Source organism: Polynucleobacter sp. AP-RePozz3-80-G7 (assembly GCF_018882145.1).
Classification (GTDB): Bacteria; Pseudomonadota; Gammaproteobacteria; order Burkholderiales; family Burkholderiaceae; genus Polynucleobacter.
Window position 1 is genome coordinate 717,262 of the sequence record NZ_JACVPC010000001.1, and the last position, 22,051, is coordinate 739,312.

22 protein-coding genes are annotated in these 22,051 nt (G+C 45.0%); 12 read left to right on the forward strand and 10 right to left on the reverse strand.

The genetic code is table 11. From position 1 onward, the window contains the following. The first annotated feature begins 24 nt into the window (after nt 1-24). A complete protein-coding gene (locus tag ICE90_RS03950; protein WP_216191013.1) occupies nt 25-1,716 on the forward strand; it encodes an amidohydrolase in 1,692 nt (563 codons plus the stop codon). A gap of 76 nt (nt 1,717-1,792) precedes the next feature. Here the strand turns inward: ICE90_RS03950 and lysS are convergent, their stop codons facing one another. From lysS to ICE90_RS03970, 4 genes are all read right to left on the reverse strand, one after another. Then, nucleotides 1,793-3,343 carry a lysine--tRNA ligase gene (lysS, locus tag ICE90_RS03955; protein ID WP_216191015.1) on the reverse strand — a complete coding sequence of 517 codons (1,551 nt, stop codon included), beginning with the start codon at nt 3,341-3,343 and terminating at the stop codon, nt 1,793-1,795. 32 nt (nt 3,344-3,375) lie between these two features. Next, nucleotides 3,376-4,480 (reverse strand): peptide chain release factor 2 gene (gene prfB, locus ICE90_RS03960; RefSeq protein WP_215321673.1). Its coding sequence is split into 2 segments (ribosomal slippage): nt 3,376-4,407 and nt 4,409-4,480, totalling 1,104 coding nucleotides; the frame shifts between segments, so codons are not numbered across the junction. Nucleotides 4,481-4,514: 34 nt separating this feature from the next. Further along, nucleotides 4,515-6,275 (reverse strand): single-stranded-DNA-specific exonuclease RecJ, encoded by a 1,761-nt coding sequence (gene recJ, locus ICE90_RS03965; RefSeq protein WP_216191017.1) that lies wholly within the window; start codon nt 6,273-6,275, stop codon nt 4,515-4,517. Between the two features lie 18 nt (nt 6,276-6,293). After that, nucleotides 6,294-7,274 (reverse strand): hypothetical protein, encoded by a 981-nt coding sequence (locus ICE90_RS03970; protein ID WP_216191019.1) that lies wholly within the window; start codon nt 7,272-7,274, stop codon nt 6,294-6,296. Nucleotides 7,275-7,320: 46 nt separating this feature from the next. Here ICE90_RS03970 and ICE90_RS03975 point away from each other — a divergent pair, with 46 nt between their 5' ends. The 5 genes from ICE90_RS03975 to ICE90_RS03995 all read left to right on the forward strand — a co-directional run bounded on the left by ICE90_RS03975 (nt 7,321) and on the right by ICE90_RS03995 (nt 13,023). After that, a complete protein-coding gene (locus ICE90_RS03975) occupies nt 7,321-8,583 on the forward strand; it encodes a lipoprotein-releasing ABC transporter permease subunit (RefSeq protein ID WP_216191021.1) in 1,263 nt (420 codons plus the stop codon). Then, nucleotides 8,576-9,286 carry an ABC transporter ATP-binding protein gene (locus ICE90_RS03980; protein ID WP_370624637.1) on the forward strand — a complete coding sequence of 237 codons (711 nt, stop codon included), beginning with the start codon at nt 8,576-8,578 and terminating at the stop codon, nt 9,284-9,286. Before ICE90_RS03975 ends, ICE90_RS03980 begins: the two co-directional genes overlap by 8 nt. Nucleotides 9,287-9,297: 11 nt before the next feature. Next, complete coding sequence (locus ICE90_RS03985; RefSeq protein ID WP_216191338.1) at nt 9,298-10,143, forward strand: TatD family hydrolase; 846 nt, start codon at nt 9,298-9,300, stop codon at nt 10,141-10,143. A gap of 112 nt (nt 10,144-10,255) precedes the next feature. Then, complete coding sequence (locus tag ICE90_RS03990; RefSeq protein ID WP_370624638.1) at nt 10,256-12,634, forward strand: DNA internalization-related competence protein ComEC/Rec2; 2,379 nt, start codon at nt 10,256-10,258, stop codon at nt 12,632-12,634. A gap of 17 nt (nt 12,635-12,651) precedes the next feature. Beyond that, on the forward strand, nt 12,652-13,023 hold the full coding sequence (locus tag ICE90_RS03995) for a glycine zipper family protein (protein WP_215321678.1): 372 nt from the start codon (nt 12,652-12,654) through the stop codon (nt 13,021-13,023). Nucleotides 13,024-13,369: 346 nt separating this feature from the next. Here ICE90_RS03995 and ICE90_RS04000 read toward each other — a convergent pair whose 3' ends face one another. Continuing rightward, nucleotides 13,370-14,272 (reverse strand): LysR family transcriptional regulator, encoded by a 903-nt coding sequence (locus ICE90_RS04000; RefSeq protein WP_216191023.1) that lies wholly within the window; start codon nt 14,270-14,272, stop codon nt 13,370-13,372. A 121-nt stretch (nt 14,273-14,393) separates the two neighbouring features. Between ICE90_RS04000 and ICE90_RS04005 the strand changes: the two genes are divergently transcribed. From ICE90_RS04005 to ICE90_RS04025, 5 genes are all read left to right on the forward strand, one after another. Beyond that, a complete protein-coding gene (locus tag ICE90_RS04005) occupies nt 14,394-14,810 on the forward strand; it encodes a DoxX family protein (RefSeq protein ID WP_216191025.1) in 417 nt (138 codons plus the stop codon). A 77-nt stretch (nt 14,811-14,887) separates the two neighbouring features. Then, nucleotides 14,888-15,733: a class III extradiol ring-cleavage dioxygenase gene (locus ICE90_RS04010; RefSeq protein WP_216191034.1), complete on the forward strand. Its 846-nt coding sequence runs from the start codon at nt 14,888-14,890 to the stop codon at nt 15,731-15,733. Between the two features lie 2 nt (nt 15,734-15,735). Next, entirely contained in the window at nt 15,736-16,425 is a 690-nt protein-coding gene (locus ICE90_RS04015) for an alpha/beta hydrolase (protein WP_255533284.1), read from the forward strand. A 25-nt stretch (nt 16,426-16,450) separates the two neighbouring features. Beyond that, nucleotides 16,451-17,053 carry an FMN-dependent NADH-azoreductase gene (locus ICE90_RS04020; protein WP_216191036.1) on the forward strand — a complete coding sequence of 201 codons (603 nt, stop codon included), beginning with the start codon at nt 16,451-16,453 and terminating at the stop codon, nt 17,051-17,053. Between the two features lie 119 nt (nt 17,054-17,172). Further along, nucleotides 17,173-17,595 carry a thioesterase family protein gene (locus ICE90_RS04025; RefSeq protein ID WP_216191038.1) on the forward strand — a complete coding sequence of 141 codons (423 nt, stop codon included), beginning with the start codon at nt 17,173-17,175 and terminating at the stop codon, nt 17,593-17,595. 283 nt (nt 17,596-17,878) lie between these two features. Here the strand turns inward: ICE90_RS04025 and ICE90_RS04030 are convergent, their stop codons facing one another. Together ICE90_RS04030 and ICE90_RS04035 are read right to left on the reverse strand one after the other, a co-directional pair. After that, a complete protein-coding gene (locus ICE90_RS04030) occupies nt 17,879-18,733 on the reverse strand; it encodes a DUF6671 family protein (RefSeq protein WP_216191040.1) in 855 nt (284 codons plus the stop codon). A 15-nt stretch (nt 18,734-18,748) separates the two neighbouring features. After that, entirely contained in the window at nt 18,749-19,708 is a 960-nt protein-coding gene (locus ICE90_RS04035) for a sodium-dependent bicarbonate transport family permease (protein ID WP_216191042.1), read from the reverse strand. 83 nt (nt 19,709-19,791) lie between these two features. On the opposite strand from ICE90_RS04035, the gene ICE90_RS04040 reads away from it, so the two are divergent. Next, nucleotides 19,792-20,688, forward strand: coding sequence for a LysR family transcriptional regulator (locus tag ICE90_RS04040; protein WP_216191044.1), 897 nt, complete (start codon nt 19,792-19,794; stop codon nt 20,686-20,688). Nucleotides 20,689-20,755: 67 nt separating this feature from the next. Here the strand turns inward: ICE90_RS04040 and ICE90_RS04045 are convergent, their stop codons facing one another. The 3 genes from ICE90_RS04045 to ICE90_RS04055 are packed head-to-tail and all read right to left on the reverse strand — an operon-like array spanning nt 20,756 to nt 22,046. After that, the gene (locus ICE90_RS04045) at nt 20,756-21,229 is read right to left on the reverse strand and encodes a hypothetical protein (protein ID WP_216191046.1); all 474 of its coding nucleotides are present in this window, start codon (nt 21,227-21,229) and stop codon (nt 20,756-20,758) included. Beyond that, complete coding sequence (locus tag ICE90_RS04050) at nt 21,222-21,620, reverse strand: group III truncated hemoglobin (protein ID WP_216191048.1); 399 nt, start codon at nt 21,618-21,620, stop codon at nt 21,222-21,224. The genes ICE90_RS04045 and ICE90_RS04050 overlap by 8 nt, the downstream gene beginning before the upstream one ends. Before the next feature lie 3 nt (nt 21,621-21,623). Continuing rightward, on the reverse strand, nt 21,624-22,046 hold the full coding sequence (locus ICE90_RS04055; RefSeq protein ID WP_216191050.1) for a PAS domain S-box protein: 423 nt from the start codon (nt 22,044-22,046) through the stop codon (nt 21,624-21,626). Between the last annotated feature and the right edge of the window lie 5 nt (nt 22,047-22,051).

The window sequence follows — 22,051 nt, forward strand, 5'->3', positions numbered from 1 at the left end:
GTCTGAATGGTTTATAAAGAGATTATGAAAAATACTTATAAGTTTTTTGCTCTCCTTTTAACCACATTTTCATTAGCTTCTGCTGCTAATGTCACTGTGCCCACCGTGTACTTCAACGGGGACATCCTCACGATGGAGGGGGACACCCCTAAGTATGTTGAAGCGGTTGTTGTCAAAGACAACAAGATTACTTACGCCGGTGATATGCGCGAAGCCTTTTCTCAGGCTGGATCTAATGCCGCTCTACAGGATTTAAAAGGGCACACCTTATTGCCTGGCTTTATTGACACTTGGGGCCACTTTGCATTAATCGCCCAAGATACGCTCGGCGTCAATCTTGCCTACTTCTCTAGAAATCCTCCGCAGACTAGAGCCCAGTTAATTAACAGGCTGCGTTCAGAGGCGAAAGTATTTAATGGTTGGATTGTTGGTACAGGTTACGCTGAAGCAATGCTTTCTGATGGTGGATTAACAATCGCGGATCTTGATGTAGCATTTCCAAACCAAGCGGTGTTGCTGGAGAATATCTCTACGCTGACTGGCATGGTGAATTCTGCTGGCCTAAAGAAGTTAGGAATTACAAAAGCCACTAAAGCTGTATCTGGGTTTATTCCGGTGAACCCTAAAACTGGTCAACTCACAGGTGAATTGATTGGCATGCCTTATTTAGAGGCGGTTGCTAAGGCGGTTGGTAAGTATTCACAAGAGCTGACGTTTGAAACTTACCGCAAAGCCGAGAAGATCTATGTCTCCAATGGTTTTACAACGGCACAAAGTTACGAAGCCAGTATTGCGGATATGCACAATATGCGCTTAGCTATCGATAGAAAAATTGTCACTATCGATTTAATTGCTTTACCAACTTTCGATATCGTCGATCAAATGTTGGCTTCTAATCCAAATACCCAGTTTGGCGTTTATAGCCACGGAGATGGAGGATTTAAAGTTGCCGGAATTCAGGTGCCAACGGATGGAGCGCCGCAACTGCGTTTGGCCTACTTTACCAAGCCCTATCTTGATACCACAGGCTTTCCAAAAGATTGGCGTGGCTTTTCCTACTACCCACAAGCCTTGTTTGATAAGTACACCAAGATGGCTTACGAGAAAAATATTCAATACTTTGGATATAGCAATGGTGATGCTGGCATTGATATGACTCTAGCTGCTTTAAGTAAAACGATTGCGGAGACTGGCATCACAGAAGATCGTCGTACCGTGATTGCCCATTCTTTCTTTGCGCGCGATGATCAGTTAGATGATTACAAGAAGAAAAATATTATGGCGGTAATGATGCCAAACGATACCTGGTTATATGGTGATGTTTATAACAAGGTCTTAGGTGGTGAAAGAGCGGCTAATTTAAGCCCTGCGAATAGCGCTAATGCAAAAGGTATAACACTTGCTCTACATAATGACACTCCTTCATCCGGCCCGAATGTGCTCTTTTCGGTTTGGAGTGCCGTGAACCGTAAGACATTCTCTGGTGCAGTGTTGGGGCCTGAACAGCGGATTACTCCGTATTTGGCTCTACAGGGCTTTACTCGCAATGCAGCCTATCAATATAAGGAGGAGCTCAGCAAGGGATCGCTAGCACCAGGAAAGCTGGCTGATTTAGTAATTCTTGATCAAAACCCCTTAAAGGTTGCGCCAGATGATATTAAGAGTATACAGGTCCTTAAAACCATTAAAGGCGGCGTTGAGGTCTATGGCAATTAAGTGATTGCTTGTATGGCAGTAAAAAAGAAGTTAAAAAAAGAGAGGTAGTTGCCTCTCTTTTTCTTTGCTGAAGAATTTATTCTTCTTCGCGCCGCAAGTGCGGAAATAGAATCACATCGCGAATATTAGGTGCATCCGTCAGTAGCATAACTAAACGATCGATGCCAATACCACAACCACCAGTTGGAGGCATGCCGTACTCGAGGGCGCGGATGAAGTCATGGTCAAAGTACATGGCTTCTTCATCACCAGCTTCTTTTTGTTCTACTTGCTTACGGAAGCGGTTCGCTTGATCTTCAGCATCATTTAACTCAGAGAAGCCATTGGCAATTTCACGGCCGGTAATAAAGAGTTCGAAGCGTTCAGTGATGCCTGGGCGGGTATCGGATTCTCTGGCGAGTGGGCTGACTTCAATTGGGTAATCAATGATGTAAGTTGGCTCCCAAAGATGTTCCTCAGCAACTAATTCAAATAAAGCAAGTTGAAGTGCGCCGATACCTGCATTCTTGAGGGTTGGGGCGTCTGGGTTCTCACCACCTTTTTTCAATTCAGCGCGAATGAAGTTGATGTCATCCAACTGAGATGCATCATAGTCTTTGCCTGACTGGCCACAGTATTTGAGGATGGCCTCAGTAATAGTTAGGCGTTGGAATGGTTTGCTCAGATCAAGTTCGCGACCTTGGTGAGTTAGTACAGCAGTGCCTTGGGCATCTATTGCTGCTGCACGAATTAAGCCTTCTGTGAAGTCCATTAACCAGCGATAGTCTGTATATGCCGCATAGAATTCCATCATGGTGAATTCAGGGTTATGACGTGGGCTTACGCCTTCGTTACGGAAGTTGCGGTTGATTTCAAAGACACGCTCAAAGCCTCCGACTACCAAACGCTTGAGGTAAAGCTCTGGAGCAATACGCAAGAACATTTGCATGTCGAGTGCATTGTGGTGAGTAATGAAGGGCTTCGCTGCGGCACCACCAGGGATAGGGTGGAGCATTGGTGTCTCTACTTCCATGAAGTCGGCATCTAACATATGGCGACGTAAAGATGCGATTGCATTACTACGTGCTTTAAATGTATTGCGACTTTCTGGGTTCACAATGAGGTCTACATAGCGCTGGCGGTATTTAGTCTCTAGGTCTGAGAGGCCGTGAAACTTATCAGGCAGCGGACGCAGTGATTTACTGAGTAAGCGTAAGTTGCTGCACTCAACAGACAATTCACCTTTATTGGTCTTAAAGAGATTGCCTTCAGCAGAGATAAAGTCTCCCATATCCCAATGCTTGAAAGCACCATGAATGTCGGCACCGCTGAGCTCATCATTGATGTAGAACTGAATCTGTCCACTGCGATCTTGAATGGTGGCAAAGCTGGCTTTACCCATCACGCGTTTGAGAACCATGCGTCCGGCTACTTTGACATGAACTTTCTTGGCGGCTAATTCTTCTTTAGTCAGACTGTCGTAATGAGCATGTAAATCAGCCGCTAAATGAGTAGGAACAAAGTCATTCGGAAATGCAACACCACCAGCACGTAGCTTGGCCAGTTTTTCACGACGCTCCGCAATGATGTGATTTTCATCAACTACTTCAGTAGCTGGGGCATTATCTAAATGGGTTTTATCGTTCATATCTATAGTGGTGCAGTAATGGGTGTTAGTTATTACACGCCTTGTTTTAGGCTGGCTTCAATAAAGGCATCGAGATCGCCATCTAATACTTTTTGAGTGTTGGAGATTTCGACGTTAGTGCGTAAGTCTTTAATGCGGCTTTGGTCAAGGACGTAGGAGCGGATTTGATGTCCCCAACCCACATCGGTCTTGCTGGCTTCTAACTTATCTTGTTCGGCACGGCGCTTTTGCATCTCATGTTCGTAGAGGCGAGACTTCAGCATGCTCATCGCTTCAGCGCGATTGCGATGCTGACTACGGTCGTTCTGACACTGCACCACAATTCCCGTTGGTATGTGGGTTAAGCGGACGGCTGAGTCTGTTTTATTAATGTGCTGACCACCCGCACCAGAGGCGCGGTAGGTGTCAGTGCGGATATCGGCAGGGTTAACGTCGATCTCAATCGAGTCATCAATCTCTGGATACACGTAGATAGAGGCAAACGAAGTATGACGACCGTTAGAGGAGTCAAAGGGGGATTTGCGCACCAAACGATGCACGCCAGTTTCAGAGCGAAGATGTCCGTATGCGTATTCACCATCGACTTTAATCGTCGCACTCTTAATGCCTGCAACATCACCATCAGACTCTTCGAGAATTTCTGTTTTGTAACCCTTACGCTCGCAATACTTGAGGTATTGACGATAGAGCATGCTAGCCCAATCACAGGCTTCAGTACCACCAGCTCCAGCTTGAATATCGATAAAGCAATTACATGAATCCATCTCGTTGTGGAACATGCGGCGGAACTCTAGATCACCGATAGTCTTGCTATAGCTCTCAACATCTTTCTCAATAGCGCCGATTGTTTCAAAATCGCTTTCCTCTTTGGCCATATCAAACAGTTCAAGCGCGCTAGTAATATTGGTATTGAGATCGGTAAGAGTCGCCACTACGCCATCAAGCAATTTCTTTTCTTTGCCCAGTGCTTGCGCTTTCTTTTGATCATCCCAAATGGTGGGATCTTCCAGAATGGAGTTAACTTCGGTAAGACGACGTGACTTTACTTCGAAGTCAAAGATACCCCCGAAGAGCTTGCTCACGGGTGAGCAGATCGGACAAGGTATTCGAAATAGTATTTAGTTGTTCAGCTTCCATCCCTTGATTATAAGGGGGTTATTGCCTTCGACCCTTAGGTGCTGGTCGCCTCATCATAGGCTTCAATCATGATCTGTACTCGGGCTTGACCCTGATACCGGTCAGTGACAAGGCGATAGGCTAATTTGGCTTTAGCGGGCAGGCTTTGAGTGCGGTTAAACCAAACAGCGGTGAGTGGTTTGCCAGTCGGCTTGGGTTCAGAGCCGCTAATAGGGCGAACCATCAGTCGTAAATGCTTTTCTTTCATGAGGCTTTGCTGGGTAATCTCGAATTCCCCATAGAAAACGGGCTGAGGGAAGCCCTGACCCCAGATCTCTTCAGCAAGTAGATCACCAATCTCAGGGGTAAATTCAGAGGGCTCCAACGTGCCATCGTGGGCATGGCGACGCTCTAGTAACTCATCCGTTAATAGGCTACTTGCTACCTCCTGAAAGCACGCATCAAACTTTTCAAAATCACTTTTTCGAATCGTCAAGCCTGCTGCCATCGCATGACCGCCAAACTTCAAAATCAGTCCGGACTCTTTTTTAGAAACAAGATCTAAGGCATCTCTCAAGTGAAAGCCTGTCAGTGAACGACCGGAGCCACGTAATTCTTCACCGGTGCTGCCATCGGCAGGAGCAAACACAATCGCTGGGCGATTAAAACGCTCCTTCAGTCGTGAAGCCACAATGCCAACAACTCCCTGATGCCATTCGGGATTCCATAAACAAATGCTAGAGCGCTCAGTCATAGTGCCATCAAGTTGATCTTCTGCAAGATGAGAGAGGGCAGTTTCTTGCATCCCCGTTTCAATCACGCGGCGTTCGCGATTAATGCGATCGAGTTCATGCGCAAGATTAAGAGCCTCATCTATATTGTCAGTGAGGAGCAAGCGGATGCCTAAAGTCATATCCGCTAGACGCCCAGCAGCATTGAGTCTGGGGCCGATGGCAAAGCCTAGGTCAAAGGTATTCGCTTTACGTGGATCTCGTGTTGCCGCCTGAAATAGCGCCTGAACGCCTGGCTGGGATATCCCAGCGCGGATACGCTTCAAGCCATTAGAAACTAATACTCGATTGTTGCGATCGAGTTGTGCTACGTCAGCAACTGTTCCTAAGGCAACAAGGTCGAGGAGGTTTTCTACTTTAGGTTGAGTTTCATTGGTTAATTTTCCGCGCTTGCGAAGTTCAGCGCGTAATGCCACCAGCACATAAAACATCACGCCAACACCAGCAAGAGCTTTGCTTGGAAAGCTGCAACCTGGTTGGTTGGGATTAACGATTGCCAGCGCCTTCGGTAAGTTATCTCCAGGTAGATGATGGTCGGTCACAATCACTTCCATACCCAATTCACGAGCACGATCAACGCCAGCCTCACTAGCAATGCCGTTATCGACAGTGATCAGGTATTTCGGTTTAGGCGTTTGCTGTGCTGCTAACTCAACAACCTCAGGCGTGAGGCCATACCCCATCGTAAAGCGGTTCGGAACCAGAAACTGAATTGGGGTGTCAGGTCCGCCGAGCATGCGTAGGCCCCGCAGGCCAACAGCACAAGCGGTTGCGCCATCACAGTCATAGTCTGCGACGATCAGCATAGGCTCTTTTTTCTCAAGTATATCAGCGAGTAAAGAGGCGGTACTGATGCAATTCTTTAGTTCAACTGGTGAAATCAGTTGTTTTAAATCGAGCGAGAGTTCTTCTGGAGATTGCAGGCCTCGAGCGGCATAGAGTCTAGCCAGTAGTGGGTGTAAGCCACTCTGCGCTAACCAGGTAGCAGTGCGTTCTGAGAAAGGACGTTGTGAAAATAAGCTCATATGAAATTCATGCGTAACTCATGACTGACTAATTTCCTTCCAAGTCAGAGGCTCTGCTTTTTTCCAGAAGGCCCAAGATCTTTTATTGAGATCTGTAGCGGTGAAAATACGTTCACGAACTTTACCCTTGGGAAAGTCAATGATGACAACCTCATCTAATTGCATGCTATGCAGTGCTGCGCTTAACAGTGGCCAATCAGTTTCCGGTTGATCAAGCCAGGCAAATGAACCAACCAAAGATTTCTCATCTACAACGATTTCGTGTGGAAGGTTTAATAGCCTTGATAGACCAGCCAGTATAGGGTGTGAGCCGATGAGGCGCTGCGATTGTTTTAATAGTACAGGCGCTTGAACATCATTGAGCTTACCGATACCGCTAATCCAGATTGAGTTGATGCTGGGCATGCCACGTTGTCCGCGCTCTTCATTGACGGGGCCGATATGCCAAAGCATTTGGATTTCATTTTGCAGTTTGCGCCATCGTTTCGCGATGCCTTCTTCTTGAGTATCACGCGGCATCCACCAATCAATATTTCGGCCATGAGCTTGATCCACGCTGTAACTTGCTAGGCTAGAAAATGGGCCGGCAGGAACAAACCAATAATGCTGGTTATGAAAAAGTACGGAACCCTGAAAATCTTCTTCAATAAAAGGTAGCGCTGCTTGAAGAAGCTCGGCTGACTCTTCCGGGGTCAGATCAATCTGGTTTTGACCCATCAAAATGAGGTGATCTCGAGTGGCATGCAGATGAATGGGTTGTAAGCAGGCAATGACTTCGTTTGGGTTAACGACTTGATTGGCTTGTCCGAGCAGTAAGATCGGTGCAAGAGGGAGTAATTCGCCGAGCAAAAAGCGCTCATGAGGTAGTCCCTTGTGGGGGCTATCTCTACTTTCGAGCTCATCCAAGGCATCTTCCCCTGAAAGCATCAGGGTGAAGCGGCGTAGCGGGGCCTTGGGGGAGGTGAAATTCGCAGTCATTCCCCTGATTTTAGGTGGCATTTAAGTATTCCATCAGTTTGTCCGCGCGATTCACTAAACTGTGGCTATGTTGAGACTTCCTATTGAGCTAGAAATTGGCCTGCGATACACCCGATCCAAGCGTCGTAAGACCGTGGGAAAGCGCGATGGTTTCCTATCCTTTATCTCTGGGATTTCTACTGCTGGTATCGCTTTAGGGGTTGCTGCGCTGATTGTGGTTCTTTCGGTGATGAATGGTTTCCAAAAGGAAGTGCGTGATCGCATGTTGTCGGTGCTATCTCATGTGGAAATTACTGCTCCTGATGGTTTGGCAAATTGGGAGCCACTGGCGCTGAAGGTTGCAACTCAACCACACGTTATTGGTGTGGCACCCATGGTGACTTCGCAAGGTTTATTGACTCGCGAAGGGGTAATGCGCGGCGTTGCTATTCGTGGCATCTTGCCTAGCGAAGAAGGTAAGGTTTCGGATTTACCAAAACAATTTGTTACCGGCAATATTGATGATCTAAAGCCCGGTAGTTTTGGTGTTGCTCTGGGCGCACAACTTGCAGCTATTGTTGGTGCACATGTCGGCGATCGTATTAATTTAATTGTTCCTGAAAGTGATTTAACTCCAGCAGGTGCTATGCCGCGGATGCGTACTTTGCAGGTAGTCGGCATTGTTGATAGCGGTCATTATGAATACGACAGCTCTCTAGCCATCATGCATTGGAAGGATGCTGCTGCCTTGTTACGCCTACATGATCCATCTGGTCTGCGCGTCAAGGTGGATGATATGCAGCGGGCCCCAGAAGTCGCTAATGAGTTAGCAGCGATTGTTCCTCAGGCGCTTTGGGTCACTGATTGGTCAAGATCTAACCGGAATTGGTTTGCAGCAGTTCAGACTGAAAGAAAGATGATGTTCATCATTCTGACTTTAATTATTGCCGTAGCCGCATTTAATTTGGTGTCCACCTTAGTCATGACGGTGAACGAGAAGCAAGCTGACATTGCCATTCTGAGAACTATGGGTGCAAGCCCTGGACTCATTCAAAGAATATTCTTAATTCAGGGATTGGCGATTGGTCTTTTAGGCTCTTTGGTTGGTGTTGCATTAGGTCTGTTGATTGCGCTGAATATTGATGTCATCGTGCCGGTCATTGAGGCCATTTTCCATGTGCAGTTCTTGCCGCGTGAGGTGTATTTCATTAGCGAATTACCTTCTGATGTTAGGGCAAGTGATGTGCTGACAGTGGGGTTAATGGCATTTGGTCTTTCTGTATTAGCGACCCTTTACCCAAGTCGTCGTGCTGCCAAGGTCCAGCCTGCGGAGGCCCTGCGTTATGAGTAATTCAGCTATGAGTGATTTAAATACCTTAGTGCTGAAGGCCAGGGGCTTAGCTAAGACCTATGGTCAAGGACCCACTGGCGTAGAGGTATTAAAAGCGATTGATTTGGATATTTCTACATCGGAGAAGGTGGCTATTGTCGGTTCTTCAGGTTCTGGCAAGAGCACCTTGCTTCACTTATTGGGTGGTTTAGATACTCCAAGCGCTGGCTCCGTCATGTTGGCTGGTTCTAACTTAAATAACTTATCAGTGAAGAAGTTAGATCAGCTGCGTAACCATAGTCTTGGGTTTATTTATCAATTCCATCATCTCTTAGACGAATTCAGTGCTGCAGAGAATGTGGCTTTGCCTTTGCGTATTCGTGGCCTTAGTAATGATGAGTCAATGGATCGCGCTAGCAAGATGCTTAAAGCGGTTGGCTTGGCTGCACGTGAACTCCACACTCCAGGTGAATTATCTGGAGGAGAACGTCAACGTGTGGCAGTAGCTCGTGCCTTGGTTGGTAATCCCGCTTGCGTTCTGGCGGATGAGCCAACAGGCAATCTCGATACCGAGACTGCAGACGGCGTATTTGATTTGATGTTGAACATCGCTCGAGATCAAGGCACAGCCTTTGTGATTGTGACGCATGACCCGGTGCGCGCCAAGCGTTGTGATCGGATCTTGCATTTAGAGCGTGGAGTATTAAAGCCATTCTCAGTGTGAGTGGACATCCCATGTGGATCGATACCCATTGCCATTTAGACGCTCTTGAGTTTGCGATTTCATTGCCGACAATTATTCAGGCGGCCACTGAAAAAAACGTTAAAGCAATACTATTGCCCGCTGTGAAGGTGGCAGACTGTGCTCATGTTAGAGAGTTAGCCCATCAATATAGTCAACAAATCCCGGGTTTGGTTTATACCCTAGGAATACACCCGCTCTATACCAATCAAGCCCAAGAGGGCGACATGGAAACACTTGAGAAAAGAATTGTCGAATCCCTATCTGATCCTCGCTTTGTGGGTGTCGGTGAAATTGGTTTGGATTATTTTGTAGAGGATTTAGACCCTCATAAGCAGGAGTTCTTTTTCAATGCGCAATTGGATTTGGCTCAGAAATATCAATTGCCCGTAATTCTGCATGTGCGTCGCTCTCAGGATACGATTCTGAAGGCTTTACGTCGCCGCAATATCCCTGGCGGAATAGCGCATGCTTTTAATGGCAGCTTTCAGCAGGCCGAGCAATTTATTGAACTCGGATTTAAATTGGGATTTGGAGGAGCCGCGACGTATGAGCGCGCTTTACAAATCCGCAGACTTTTAAAAGAGTTGCCGCTTGACAGTATTGTGACTGAAACAGATTCTCCCGACATCCCGCCGGCATGGCTTAGGGGGGAGGGCACTGCTTTTAATGAGCCCGCCTTTCTGCCGCGGATTGCAAAAGAACTCGCCTTAGTTAGGGGTGTAAGTGACGCTGAATTTACCTCGGCGGTATGGGCTAATGCAATGCAAGTGTTGCCACGCTGGTCTGCCCTCTGCGCAGGTATTCCTCAGCTCTCAAGTCTCAACTTAGCCTCTTAATTACTTGCGATTAGCTATTACGGCATTCATCGCCGGGGGATTACTCCTTTTGTTTTTGCCGCAATTGCCAGAATATTGGCTCATTTCCTGCATTACTTTTAGCGTAGTTTGTTTGCTGACAATCCTGCTTTCTAATCAAGGATCTCTTCTTAAGAAATTTGCAGTGATTGGCCTGCTATTTGTAGTGGGGTTTGCATGGAATGCTTTGTATGCTGAAAATCGCTTAAAGAATGTTCTCGCCACAGAGTTGGAGGGCAAAGAGTTAACGCTCAAGGGAAGAGTTGTAGCATTGCCGCAAAGTAATTCATCGGGTGCCAAGTTTGCCTTTGAGGTCGATGAGGCCTTCTCTGGAAAAGAAGCCCTGAATCACTTTCCAGAGAGAATCTATTTGAGTTGGCAGCCTGCCTGGAGAAATCCTCAAGCAATTCCAGAGGTAATTCCTGGGCAGCGCTGGAGGATCATGGCAAAGCTAAAGCGTCCTTATGGTTCCTTAAATCAACATACCTTTGATTTTGAGCGTTGGTCTTTTCATCAAGACTTTGGAGCTAGTGGATCAGTAAGGTCTGGGGAGTTATTGCTGGATAAAGATATCTTTTGGACAGAGCTTGAGTTACGTATGGAGCTTGCTAGATGGCATCTGCGAAAAAAGATTCAGTCTATGCTGCCGGATGATGCAAGGTATGTCGGTGTTTTGATTGCTTTGGTAATGGGTGATCAGAACGCCATCGATCAAGATGACTGGCAAGTATTTAATGCAACGGGCATTGGGCATCTCATCTCTATATCTGGGCTTCATGTAACTATGTTGGCGGGTGTTGGTGCTTCATGTGCTGCATTTATATGGCGTAGACGCACTTGGCCTCTGATTGCTCCAGTCAGCAAGGTAGCGGCAGTAGCGGGATTTGTAACTGCTTTTATCTATGCGTGGTTGGCGGGCTTTCAGATTCCGGCGCAAAGAACGATGTATATGGTTGGGGTGGTGGCATTTGCGTTATGGACTGGCCGAAATCCACGTTCTTTTGATATCTGGTGGTGGGCCCTGGCATTCGTGTTGCTCATTGATCCTATGGCGCCCTACACACCAGGCTTTTGGTTATCTTTCGGTGCAGTGGCTGCCATACTCTATGCCATGGGGGATTCGTCTGGTTTATTGGGCATCCCTACGGGTAAAGAATTAGAAACGCATTGGATGTATCGCATCGGGCAAGCCCTTCGTGAGGCATGTCGTGTCCAAGCCGTTGTCACACTGGCGCTGCTGCCATTGACTTTGTATTGGTTTTACCAAATTTCAATTGTTTCACCATTGGCAAATGCGTTTGCTATTCCGCTGGTAAGTTATATCGTGACTCCGCTGGCAATTGCCGGCGCCTTACTTCCGGAATTTATCGGCCGCTGGCTCTTATTGCCGGCGCATGCATCCATGGAATATCTTGCAGTCATCTTGGAGTGGATGGCGAGCTGGAGTTGGTCTGTGGCTTGGTCAAAGCAGCCTGAGTGGTGGATGCTGGTGATTGCTGGATGCGGAATTGTGTATGCAATTCGACCTGGTCCGATTGGTGAAACGTGGAAAGGTCGATTGCTTGGCATCTGTTTATCTGGCCCCTTATTTTTTTGGCCAAGCCAATTATTTGGAGATGCCTATCGCGCTCAAGGAGAGTTTAGGGCTAGCGTTTTTGATATTGGTCAGGGCACAGCAGTTCTCATCGAAACCGCTAATAGAAAATTGTTATACGACACAGGGCCTATTCAAGGCAAGAAAGATGATGCAGGTCAGAGAGTGATTCTCCCCTATTTACGTGGCAAGGGAATTAATCACATTGATCTGATGGTAATTAGTCATAGCGATAGTGATCATATTGGTGGGGCTGCAACACTTCTGAAGAGTATTCAATTTGATTTGATGATGGGATCTTTACCCAGCGCTAATCCACTACTTCAAAATTTATATAAAAGAAAGATTCCAGCCCTTCCCTGTCGCTTCGGTCAGAGCTGGAAATGGGACGGTGTCGAGTTTGTCATCTGGCACCCTCATGAAGAGACAGTATTTACTGATCAATATCCTGGGAAGCCTAACGAAATGAGTTGTGTGCTTGAGGTACGCAATCAACAAAGCTCGATTTGGTTAACAGGCGATGTTGAAAAGCAAGGTGAAGCAGAAATTACCGAGCGCTTAGATGAAAAAATGTTGCATGAAATTGGCGATAGAGAATTAATTTTTATGGCACCACATCATGGCAGCAAAACCTCCTCTTCCTTGGCGCTCCTTCAAAGATTGGAGCCTCATCAGGCTTTTGCACAAAATGGCTATCGCAATCGTTATGGGCATCCACATCCAGATGTCACGGCACGCTATCAAGGCTTGGGGATTCCTTTTCATCAAACCCCGAAAACAGGTGCCCAGACTTGGCTATTTAAAAATAATTCAAAATCTTCGACACAGTTTTTGCGGCATGATATAAAACGGATATGGCATCGATCGATGTCAAATTGAGTAAGAGGATTCTGCTGATGAATAAGTTACTTGTCCTATGTTCTCTGGTGGTTGCTGTGACATTTGGATGCGCTGGTGCGAATGTTCGCCCCCTCGTAGATATGAAGGGCGTCAATGAGGCTACTTATGAGAGCGATTTAAAAGACTGTCAAAATTATGCTCAACAACAATCAGGAATGGGTTCTACAGCCGCCAAAGGAGCTGGTGCTGGCGCGGTAGTCGGTGGTCTGCTGGGATTGGTTACTGGCGGCAACGGATCAGGAATTGCGCAGGCTGCTGGAGCTGGCGCCGTAATTGGTGGCGCAGGTGGTGCGTTTAGTGGAAACCAAGCTCAAGAGGCTGTTGTGAAGAGGTGTTTGAGTGGTCGCGGTTACAAGGTTTTGAACTAAAGCCACCCTGAAATAGCTAAAAAGCCCGAGTAATCGGGTTTTTTTATGCCCAGAAAAGCAAAAAGCCCTTAAAGATTAAGGGCTTAGTACGTAAATTTTGGTTGCGGGGGAGCGATTTGTTCATTGCTTTAAGTTCTGCATTCGGTCAGCCATTGGTTCATAGGTTTATCGGCATAAAGTAGAGGCCTCAAAAGTGGCAGGAATAGGTTTGGCGGATATTCAAACCCCTCAAGTAGTGCGTCTTTAAACGGCGATTATCTAGTATTGAGCTCATTTCAGTTGTTCGAAATAAGTTGTTTTAGATCTCTTGACTGTCAGAATCCGGCCATTAACTGACCTCCAGTCCCTAGAAGTTATCTAAGTCTTTCTTAGAAAAATACTCCACCAGATAATCAATTAACACTCTTACCTTAGGTGCAATATGTTGCCTTGTGGGAAAGAGGGCGTAGATACCTAATTCAATCGATTTATATTGAGGCATGATTTCTACTAAATCACCTGCTCGTATGGCATCGCCTACGATAAAGCTAGGTTGCAGAACAATGCCTTGATGAGCTAGAGCTGCAACAAGACAGGTATCCCCATTATTGGTTTGCATAAAGGGTTTGATGTTCACACTCTCTTTGCCTTTAGGCCCATCAAAGCTCCATTCTTCTTTTCCCGCCCAATAGCTATAGTTAATTACCTGGTGGTTTACTAAGTCAGCAGGTTTCTTTGGGATGCCATATTGTTTTAGGTATGTTGGTGAGGCACATAAAACGATTCGAGTGGTAGTGAGCTTTTTACTCACCATAGTAGAGTTCGTTAGTGCAGCAATTCGAATGGCAATGTCATACCCCTCATCTACGACATCCACTAACCGATCTGAGAGCGCGACATCTAAAGTGACTTTTGGATGCTTTTGATGAAAGATTCCCCACAGTGGCGCAAGCTTTCGTATGCCAAAACTAAAGGGTGCATTAATGCGAATATGCCCGCTCACATCATCTGTATGTGAAGTGATTTCATTCTCGGCGCTCTCTAGGGTTTCCAAGATTTCTTTACAGCGACCATAAAAGAGCTCACCTTCTTCTGTGAGGGAGAGTTTGCGGGTAGTGCGGTGAAGTAAGCGAATGCCCAGTCTTGTCTCTAAATCTACGAGATGTCTTGAGACTGCAGCCTTAGACATGCCAAGTCGATCAGCCGCTTTAACAAAGCTCCCTGCATCTACAACAGCGGTAAATGTGGTGATTTCTTGGAATTTATCCATTGTTTCGATTTATTGAACAGTTAATCTTATAAATGCTAGTTTATCTATTAATTATGGAACAGTAAAGTTCTACCTAAGGAAAGCAGTCTTTCCGCTTAATTTACTAAACAAGGAGTATTAAATGAAACACACTTATGAAAACGCTTTAAATCTGTTTGGACGACTTTTAATTGTTGCCCTATTTTTACCGGCTGGCTTATCGAAGATCACTGGTTTTGAAGGTACCGTTGGTTACTTCACTTCTTTGGGTATGTCGGCTCCCACATTGGGCGTAATCGTTGCCATCATTGCTGAAGTCTTAGGCGGTATTGCATTGCTCGTAGGCTTTCAAACTCGTATCGTCGCAGTTCTGTTAGCTGTCTTCACATTGGCCGCTTCGATTACTGGCCACGCATTTTGGGCAGCTCCCGCAGATGCGGCATTCATCGCACAACTCTTGTTCTTTAAGAATATTGCCGTAATGGGTGGCTTGTTGGTATTGGCATCAAGTGGTGCAGGCAAGTTCAGTATCGATGGCTTGAAAGCTAAACAAGATTAACTCTTGAGTCGGAGCGCCTCTACTTTCGTTGATGGGGTAGGGGCGCATTCACTCTATATATAGATAAAGAGTAAAAAATGACAACCTTAGTTGCTGCCCCTCTTATGTTCATATCTCATGGCGCGCCGACCTTTGCTATTGAGCCTGGCATCTTGGGTGAGCAGTTAAATCATATCGGCCAAAATCTTAGTGATGTCAAAGCTATCTTAGTTGTGTCGCCACACTGGCAGACTGCTGATATTGAGGTAATGACTAATCCTCAGCCAGAGACTATTCATGACTTTTATGGTTTTCCAAAGCCTTTGTATGAGCTTTCATACCCAGTTAAGGGTGCAACAGATGTGGCAAAGAAAGCAATTGATGCTCTCAAGCAGGCAGGCTTCATCGTTCAAGAAAATCCTACTCGTGGTTTGGATCATGGCACTTGGGTTCCATTGATGCACTTATTACCCAATGGTGATATTCCGGTATTTCAAGTTTCTATGCCAAAAGGTCTGGATCCACAAAGTGCCTATGAACTAGGCAAGACTCTAGGCCCCTTAAGAAAAGAGGGTGTGATGATTATTGCTTCAGGCAGTATGACGCACAACTTACATGATTTTCGTCAAGGCGTTGGTGGAGATCTGCCCTATGTCAGCTCTTTTTCCGATTGGGTCAAACAAGCAGTTCAATCTGAAAGATTAGATCAATTATTGGCGTATCGAGAGTTTGCGCCTGGTGCAATGCGAGCACATCCTACCGATGAGCATTTCTTACCACTATTTATTGCCTTGGGGGCCCGCCTGGGTGATGTTAATTTAAAAACCATTGAAGGTGGCATTGAATACGGCATCTTGTCAATGGATTCTTTCGCATGGGGTTTGAATAAATCTATTGTAAGTAATTTGGTTGAAGAAGATATACACGAAGGAAGCGAGATTTAAAGATGATTAGTCAGTTATTACCAGGCGCTCAGTTCGCCTATCGTATGCGACTAGCTAGTGTCAGTCCACCAAAGGGCTGCTTACTCTTACTTCATGGGGTGGGCGGAAATGAGCGTAATTTTTCAGAAATCAGTAAATGGATTGATCCAGCAATTTTGGTGATCATGCCTCAAGGCCCGATTGCATTAAGCAATAGTGGCGATCAATTTGCTTGGTTTCATGTTGCGTTTACCAAAGATGGCCCGCAAATTAATGAGCAAGAAGCTGAAGAGAGTCGATTGCGTTTATTGGTGTTTATTAAAGAAATGCAAGGTCTATATCAAGTAACTAGCAGCAATACGGTTGTGGCTGGTTTTAGTCAGGGAGGCATCATGAGTGCTAGCGTGGCTTTGACTTTCCCTAATACAGTTAAAGGCTTTGGCGTTCTCTCTGGAAGGATTCTGCCTGAAATTAAGCCGCACATTAATAACCTAGAGGGTTTGAAGCAACTGCAAGCGTATTTAGCTCACGGTAAGTTTGATAGCAAGTTGCCTATTAGCTTTCTATTTCAAGCTGATGAATTATTAAACGATTTGAACGTGCCTCATGTAACTAAAATTTATCCGATGGATCATGAGATTTCAGAAAATGAGTTAAAAGATTTTGTGCAATGGCTTAATGAGCAGTTTGAGTCAACTATCAGTAACTTTTAGTGAATTATTTCAAAGGAAATTAAATATGAAAACAGTACTCAGTATTAATAGCAGCATTTTGGGCGATAACAGCCAATCCAGACAGCTTTCCAATCAACTGCTTGAGCGTATTAAAAAAGCCCATCCTAGCGTCAAGATTATTGAGCGAGACTTGACAAAAGATCCATTACCCCATTTAAGTGGGGCGCAATTTAGTGCGTTCATTACGCCGCCTGAGCAGCGCACTGCAGAGCAAAAAGTACTGGCAGCCCAGTCTGATGATCTCGTTCAAGAAATCAGTGATGCCGATACGGTAGTGCTTGGTTTGCCTATGTATAACTTTGGGATTCCATCGCAGCTTAAATCCTACTTTGATAATTTAGCTAGAGCGGGTATGACATTTAAATACACAGCTACAGGCCCTGTAGGTTTGCTAACCGGTAAAAAGGCGATTGTTTTGGCGACTCGTGGCGGTTTTTATTTTGGAACTGACAAAGATACGCAAACAAAATACGTCAAAGACTTTTTAGGTTTTATCGGCATTACTGATGTGGAGTTTATTTACGCAGAAGGTTTGGCTGTTTCACCGGAGCAAAAAGCAAAAAGTATTGAAGGGGCTAGTGAAGTTATTACAGCAATGAGCTTATAAAGGCCGTACATATAAGCTTTATCTAAAGTAACGTTCGTTCCTAACTAGCTTAAGTAGTAAATTTTTCTATTCATTAGAATCTGCTATAAATTGATTAATAACTTATATGGATTGCTTTTATGAAAGACACCTTAAAGCCAGGCATTAAGTATCAATGTAAATTTACAGTTACAGATAGTCAGACCGTTCCTGCCATGTATCCCGAGTCTGGTGAGGCTGCAGTAAGGCCAGAAGTATTTGCCACAGGCTTTTTGGTTGGCTTCCTTGAGTTAGCTTGTGTGAGGGCGATTATTCCCCATTTAGATTGGCCAGAAGAACAAGCTGTTGGAACATTCATTAGCGTTACTCATGAGGCCGCCACTCCTGTGGGCATGGAGGTGACTGCGAATGTTGAACTTATTGGTGTAGAAGGTAGAAAGCTCATTTTTCAGGTAGAGGCTCACGATGAGGTGGACTTAATCTCACGAGGTCGCCACGAGAGAATGATTATCAACAAAAAGCAATTTGAAGAGCGGGCTAGGTCAAAATTTGTTCAGGATTAATTTATTGCTCAAGGATTTGGCATCCTCAGCCCTGGTCGATTCCGCCCCGGGCCACCAAGAATCTCAATAGCCCACTTGTTGGGCTATTTTTATTAGAAGTCCTCAATGGTGCTTATACCTAGAGCCTAGCGTGTTTGGTCAAATCCCATAGATTTAATCCGTCAATCAGGATTCAGCCACTCTGGTTCTAGACTGGGATATCAGGGTCATCAAATGTCCTTTAAAAGGACAAGTCAATTATTCATCCTTGTGTTGGCAATGTCGTTTTAAACGACAAATATATTTAGGGATTACAGTAATCGCACTTTGATGGATCCGCCTTGATTTGATCCAGCAACATTTCTTCTTTTTTGTACGCACACTTTACGCATGACCATACATTAGCTATTGGCAGATTTGTTGGCGCTTCACAGCTAGAGCATGGCAAGCCCTTCTTTCTTTCTGTGATCCAGAAGCCAGGTGACTCACACTCTGGGCATAAAGAATTCATCTTTCTTGAGAGATCTTGTGTAGCCTTCAATATGTTGGCCATACGAGTGGGATTGGTATGAGCTCTTAAATCATTCTCTACAACTACATTACCCTTTTTTGAAAGGTTAGTTGCCCAATCGAAGGCTTCTTTCAAAGACTCAAGATCTTTGATTCCTTTACGACACTCTGGGTGATATTCATCATCAGGTCGAACGACTAATTGATGGGTAGTAAATTGTGCCTCTGAAAGAAGCGCATTTAATTCATCCCAACTTGATACTTGCCGGCTGGTGCTTTGAGCGTGACCGCCAAAAAAACCAATAACTTCATGTTTGCGTATGTCATCTATTAAAACTACTAACTCGTAATTCCAAGGAAGCATGCCCGTATAGGGATCATTATCAAAAGCACCTTCGCTGGCAATGCCAAGCATAGAACCTGATAATTCCATTCCAACCCTAGCCTTTTTTCTGGCGGCATCTAGTTGGGAGCCATATCTTGGAATATCTCTAGTAAAGGTACCTAGTTTGTCTGTGTCATACCCGGAGATATGGACAACTTCTAAGCCATTAGAGTCAAGGAGTTGTGGGCAAATGACCGACTCTTTGCCATGTTGGGTTAGCAAACTCGCCTTGAGTCCAGAATAGGGTTTTGGATGAATTAGCATTTTATTTGGATGTTTTTAAACAAAATATTTGGCTACTGCGCTATAGATTGGAATGCCTAAGATAATATTTAAAGGGAAGGTGATGCCAAGGGACATGCCCATATACAAGGCTGGACTTACCTCGGGCATGGCATGGCGTAATACTGCTGGAACCGCAATATAAGAAGCGCTTGCCGCCAAAATCATCAAAAGGATTGTATCTCCCAAAGAGATATGAAATATATGGCATAAACCCAAGGCAATCATGGCATGGGTAGGTGGCGCGATGAAGGCATAAGCTAAAGTCACCGAAGGCTTGCCTTTGAGCTCCCCTAAACTCTTGGCGGCAAGCAATCCCATATCGAGCAAGAAGAATGCTAATAAACCCTTAAATAAATCAATCGAAAAGGGCGCCATGACTTTATGGCCCGAATCACCTGAAATGAGCCCTACTACTAAGGCTCCCAATAAGAGTAGTTGCCCACCATCAGTAAATGATTCGTGAAGTATTTTGCCCAATGAAGTGTGGCTACTGGCATTGCCTGAGCGTTGTTGACGAATTCTGTTGGCAAGAATGATGGCGATGATGATGGCGGGTGACTCCATGAGGGCCATTGCCGCGGCCATGTGTCCGCCATAACTAATACCGCTTTGATCTAAGACCTGTGTAGTAGTAATAAAAGTAACCGCACTAATAGATCCGTAAGTAGCGGCAATCGCGGCGGCATTCAGTTTATCTAGTTTGTATTTAAGAAAGTTGTAGCCCAATAGCGGAATGGCTATTGCTAAAGTGATCGACAGACCAAGACTAATAGCAATCTCAGGCGTAAAGCCTGATTTGTTTAAAGCAAATCCACCTTTTAATCCCAGAGCCATCAGTAGATATAGCGAAAGAAATCGAGAAATGGGCTGTGGAATTTCTAAATTGGATTTCACGAGGCCCGCAAAGATGCCGAAGATGAAAAAGAGGATGGTGGGATCTAGCAAGATATTCATAAATTGTCCTTTGAGGCGATCTTAGGGAAATTTATATGTAAAGTAAAATCGATATTAATACGTTTATATATAGGTAAATCCTGATGAATATTACTTTTAGGCAGTTAAGACTATTTCTAGCGCTGGCTGAGACTGGAAGCGTCAGTACGGCGGCGCGGATGGTTCATGTCACCCAACCAACGGCCTCTATGGGCTTAAAAGAAATCACGGATGCTGTTGGAGTACCGCTCTACGAAGTGGTTGCTAGGAAAGTACATCTAACAGCGATGGGTCAGGAGTTGGCTAAAACGGCTAGAGCGATTTCTACCGAGTGGGAATCCTTTGAGCAAGAGGTTCATGGAGTAAAGGGATTAACGCAGGGCAAGTTAAAGGTTGCGGTGGTGAGTACTGCCAAATACTTTGTTCCCAGAATATTAGGCACCTTTTGCGCAAAGTATCCTCAAATCGATATCTCTCTAGAGGTTCTTAATCGGGATGGTGTAGTGAAAAGATTAGAAGAAAATTTAGATGATCTTTACATCATGTCCCAGCCGCCACTGCATTTGGATTTAGAAGACGAAGTGTTTATGCCAAATCCTTTGTTATTGGTTGCCTCAAAAAATCATGCGTTTTCTAAGAAAAAGAATTTTGACATCAGCTTATTAAGGAATGAAAAATTTATTTTTAGAGAAAAGGGCTCTGGTACCAGAATGACAACAGATGCGCACCTTAAAAGACTCAAGTTCAAGCCTGATGTTAGGTTAGAGCTAGGGAGCAATGAGGCAATTAAACAGGCGGTTATAGGCGGCCTAGGCATAGCAGTTTTGTCTAGGTATTCCCTTGGCGATAAATCGGACCAAGAAGAAGTTGCTATCTTGAAATGTAAAGAATTTCCCATTCAATCAAGCTGGCACATTGTGAGCCCTAAAGGCAAAAAGTTATCTCCAATAGCAACCATATTCAAGAAGCACTTATCTCAACAGGCGAGGGATTGGATTTGAATTTAATACAATCGAAGGGGTTTTATCTTTTGAGCGTTACTTTAAGTAACGCTAAGAGATAGACGCATTAATAGAAAAAACCATGAGCACCTAATACCGAAACAAGGATTGTGCTTAGGCTTAGAACTAATATAACTGAATGAACAATGTAAGTCTTTTTAAGGTTGGTGATGTTATGCCTATCCTTGACTATACGACCATGGTTTTTCAGAATAAAGGGTTCAATCGCAAAGAGTGCTAGAAAAAATAGGCACCATACAAAAACCATCGCATGCATCCAGAAGAATTGTATTTGCGTAAAACGTCCCCAAGCATCGAGTTTGTAGGTCATGTAAAAGCCAGAGATACCAGCTAGCAAGACCATAACTCTCGCTATAGAGGCAAATCGATTTTCAATTGCATGAAAGATAGTGAGTTGGTCAATCCGAAAGGATGAGCGTCTTAATGTGGGAATCAGCACCAGGGTGACAAAAGTCACTCCGCCCATCCAGATGACCACGCTAAGAATATGTACCGCCCTTGCTAGAGTTAAGTCATTCATGATGTAAGCGTTGATCCTGAATAAGTAGGTTGTCACCGATCATTTCAACTCTTGAGTACCATTTTTCAGATAGTTCAGGGTTTAGGTGATCTTGGAGAACTATCTTAAAAAGCGATTTCCAGTCTGAGAGTAGTGAGGCATTAAATCCTGCAGCAAAATGTTTTCCAACTGGATCGTACTTGTGTGAGGCCTTAGGTATTCCGCCTAAAACTACCCACCAAAATTGGGCAATTTTTACTTTATGGTCTGCCCAATTGTGCACAACCGAGAATGGCTGGGCCAAAGAGGGGTGGTTGCGAGCGCGGTTGTAAAAATCATCGACTACTTGATCAATTTGATCTTTGCCTATGAGCTGCGCAATCGAAATAGATTTGTGAGTAGATGCTGACATAGTTTATTGAAGCTGAGCCTCTAATTCAGCGATTCGCTTTTTGAGGGCCCTTTGCTCTGTAAAGCGCTCTGTATCATCTCTAATGACTGCTGCGACTGCTACTGCTTTATGATTTTCATCAAAGATCATGGAGACGGTAAAAGCAATGGAGAGTGGTTTGCCGCTCTTGTGTAGGGCAGGTACCGTCAGGAGCTTATCGCCGTATCTGGTTGTGCCTGTTTGCATTGAATGTTCGTAACCCTCGTTATGGCGATGACGAAGTCTCTCGGGGATGATGAAATCCATGGTTGAGCCAATCGCTTCAGTTTTACTAAAGCCAAATATGCGCTCGGCAGCAGGATTCCAATAAATAATAATCCCCTGAGCATCAGAGATCACTACAGCATCCCCAATAGATTCAACTAACTTTGCAAAATTAATTTCCATATCAA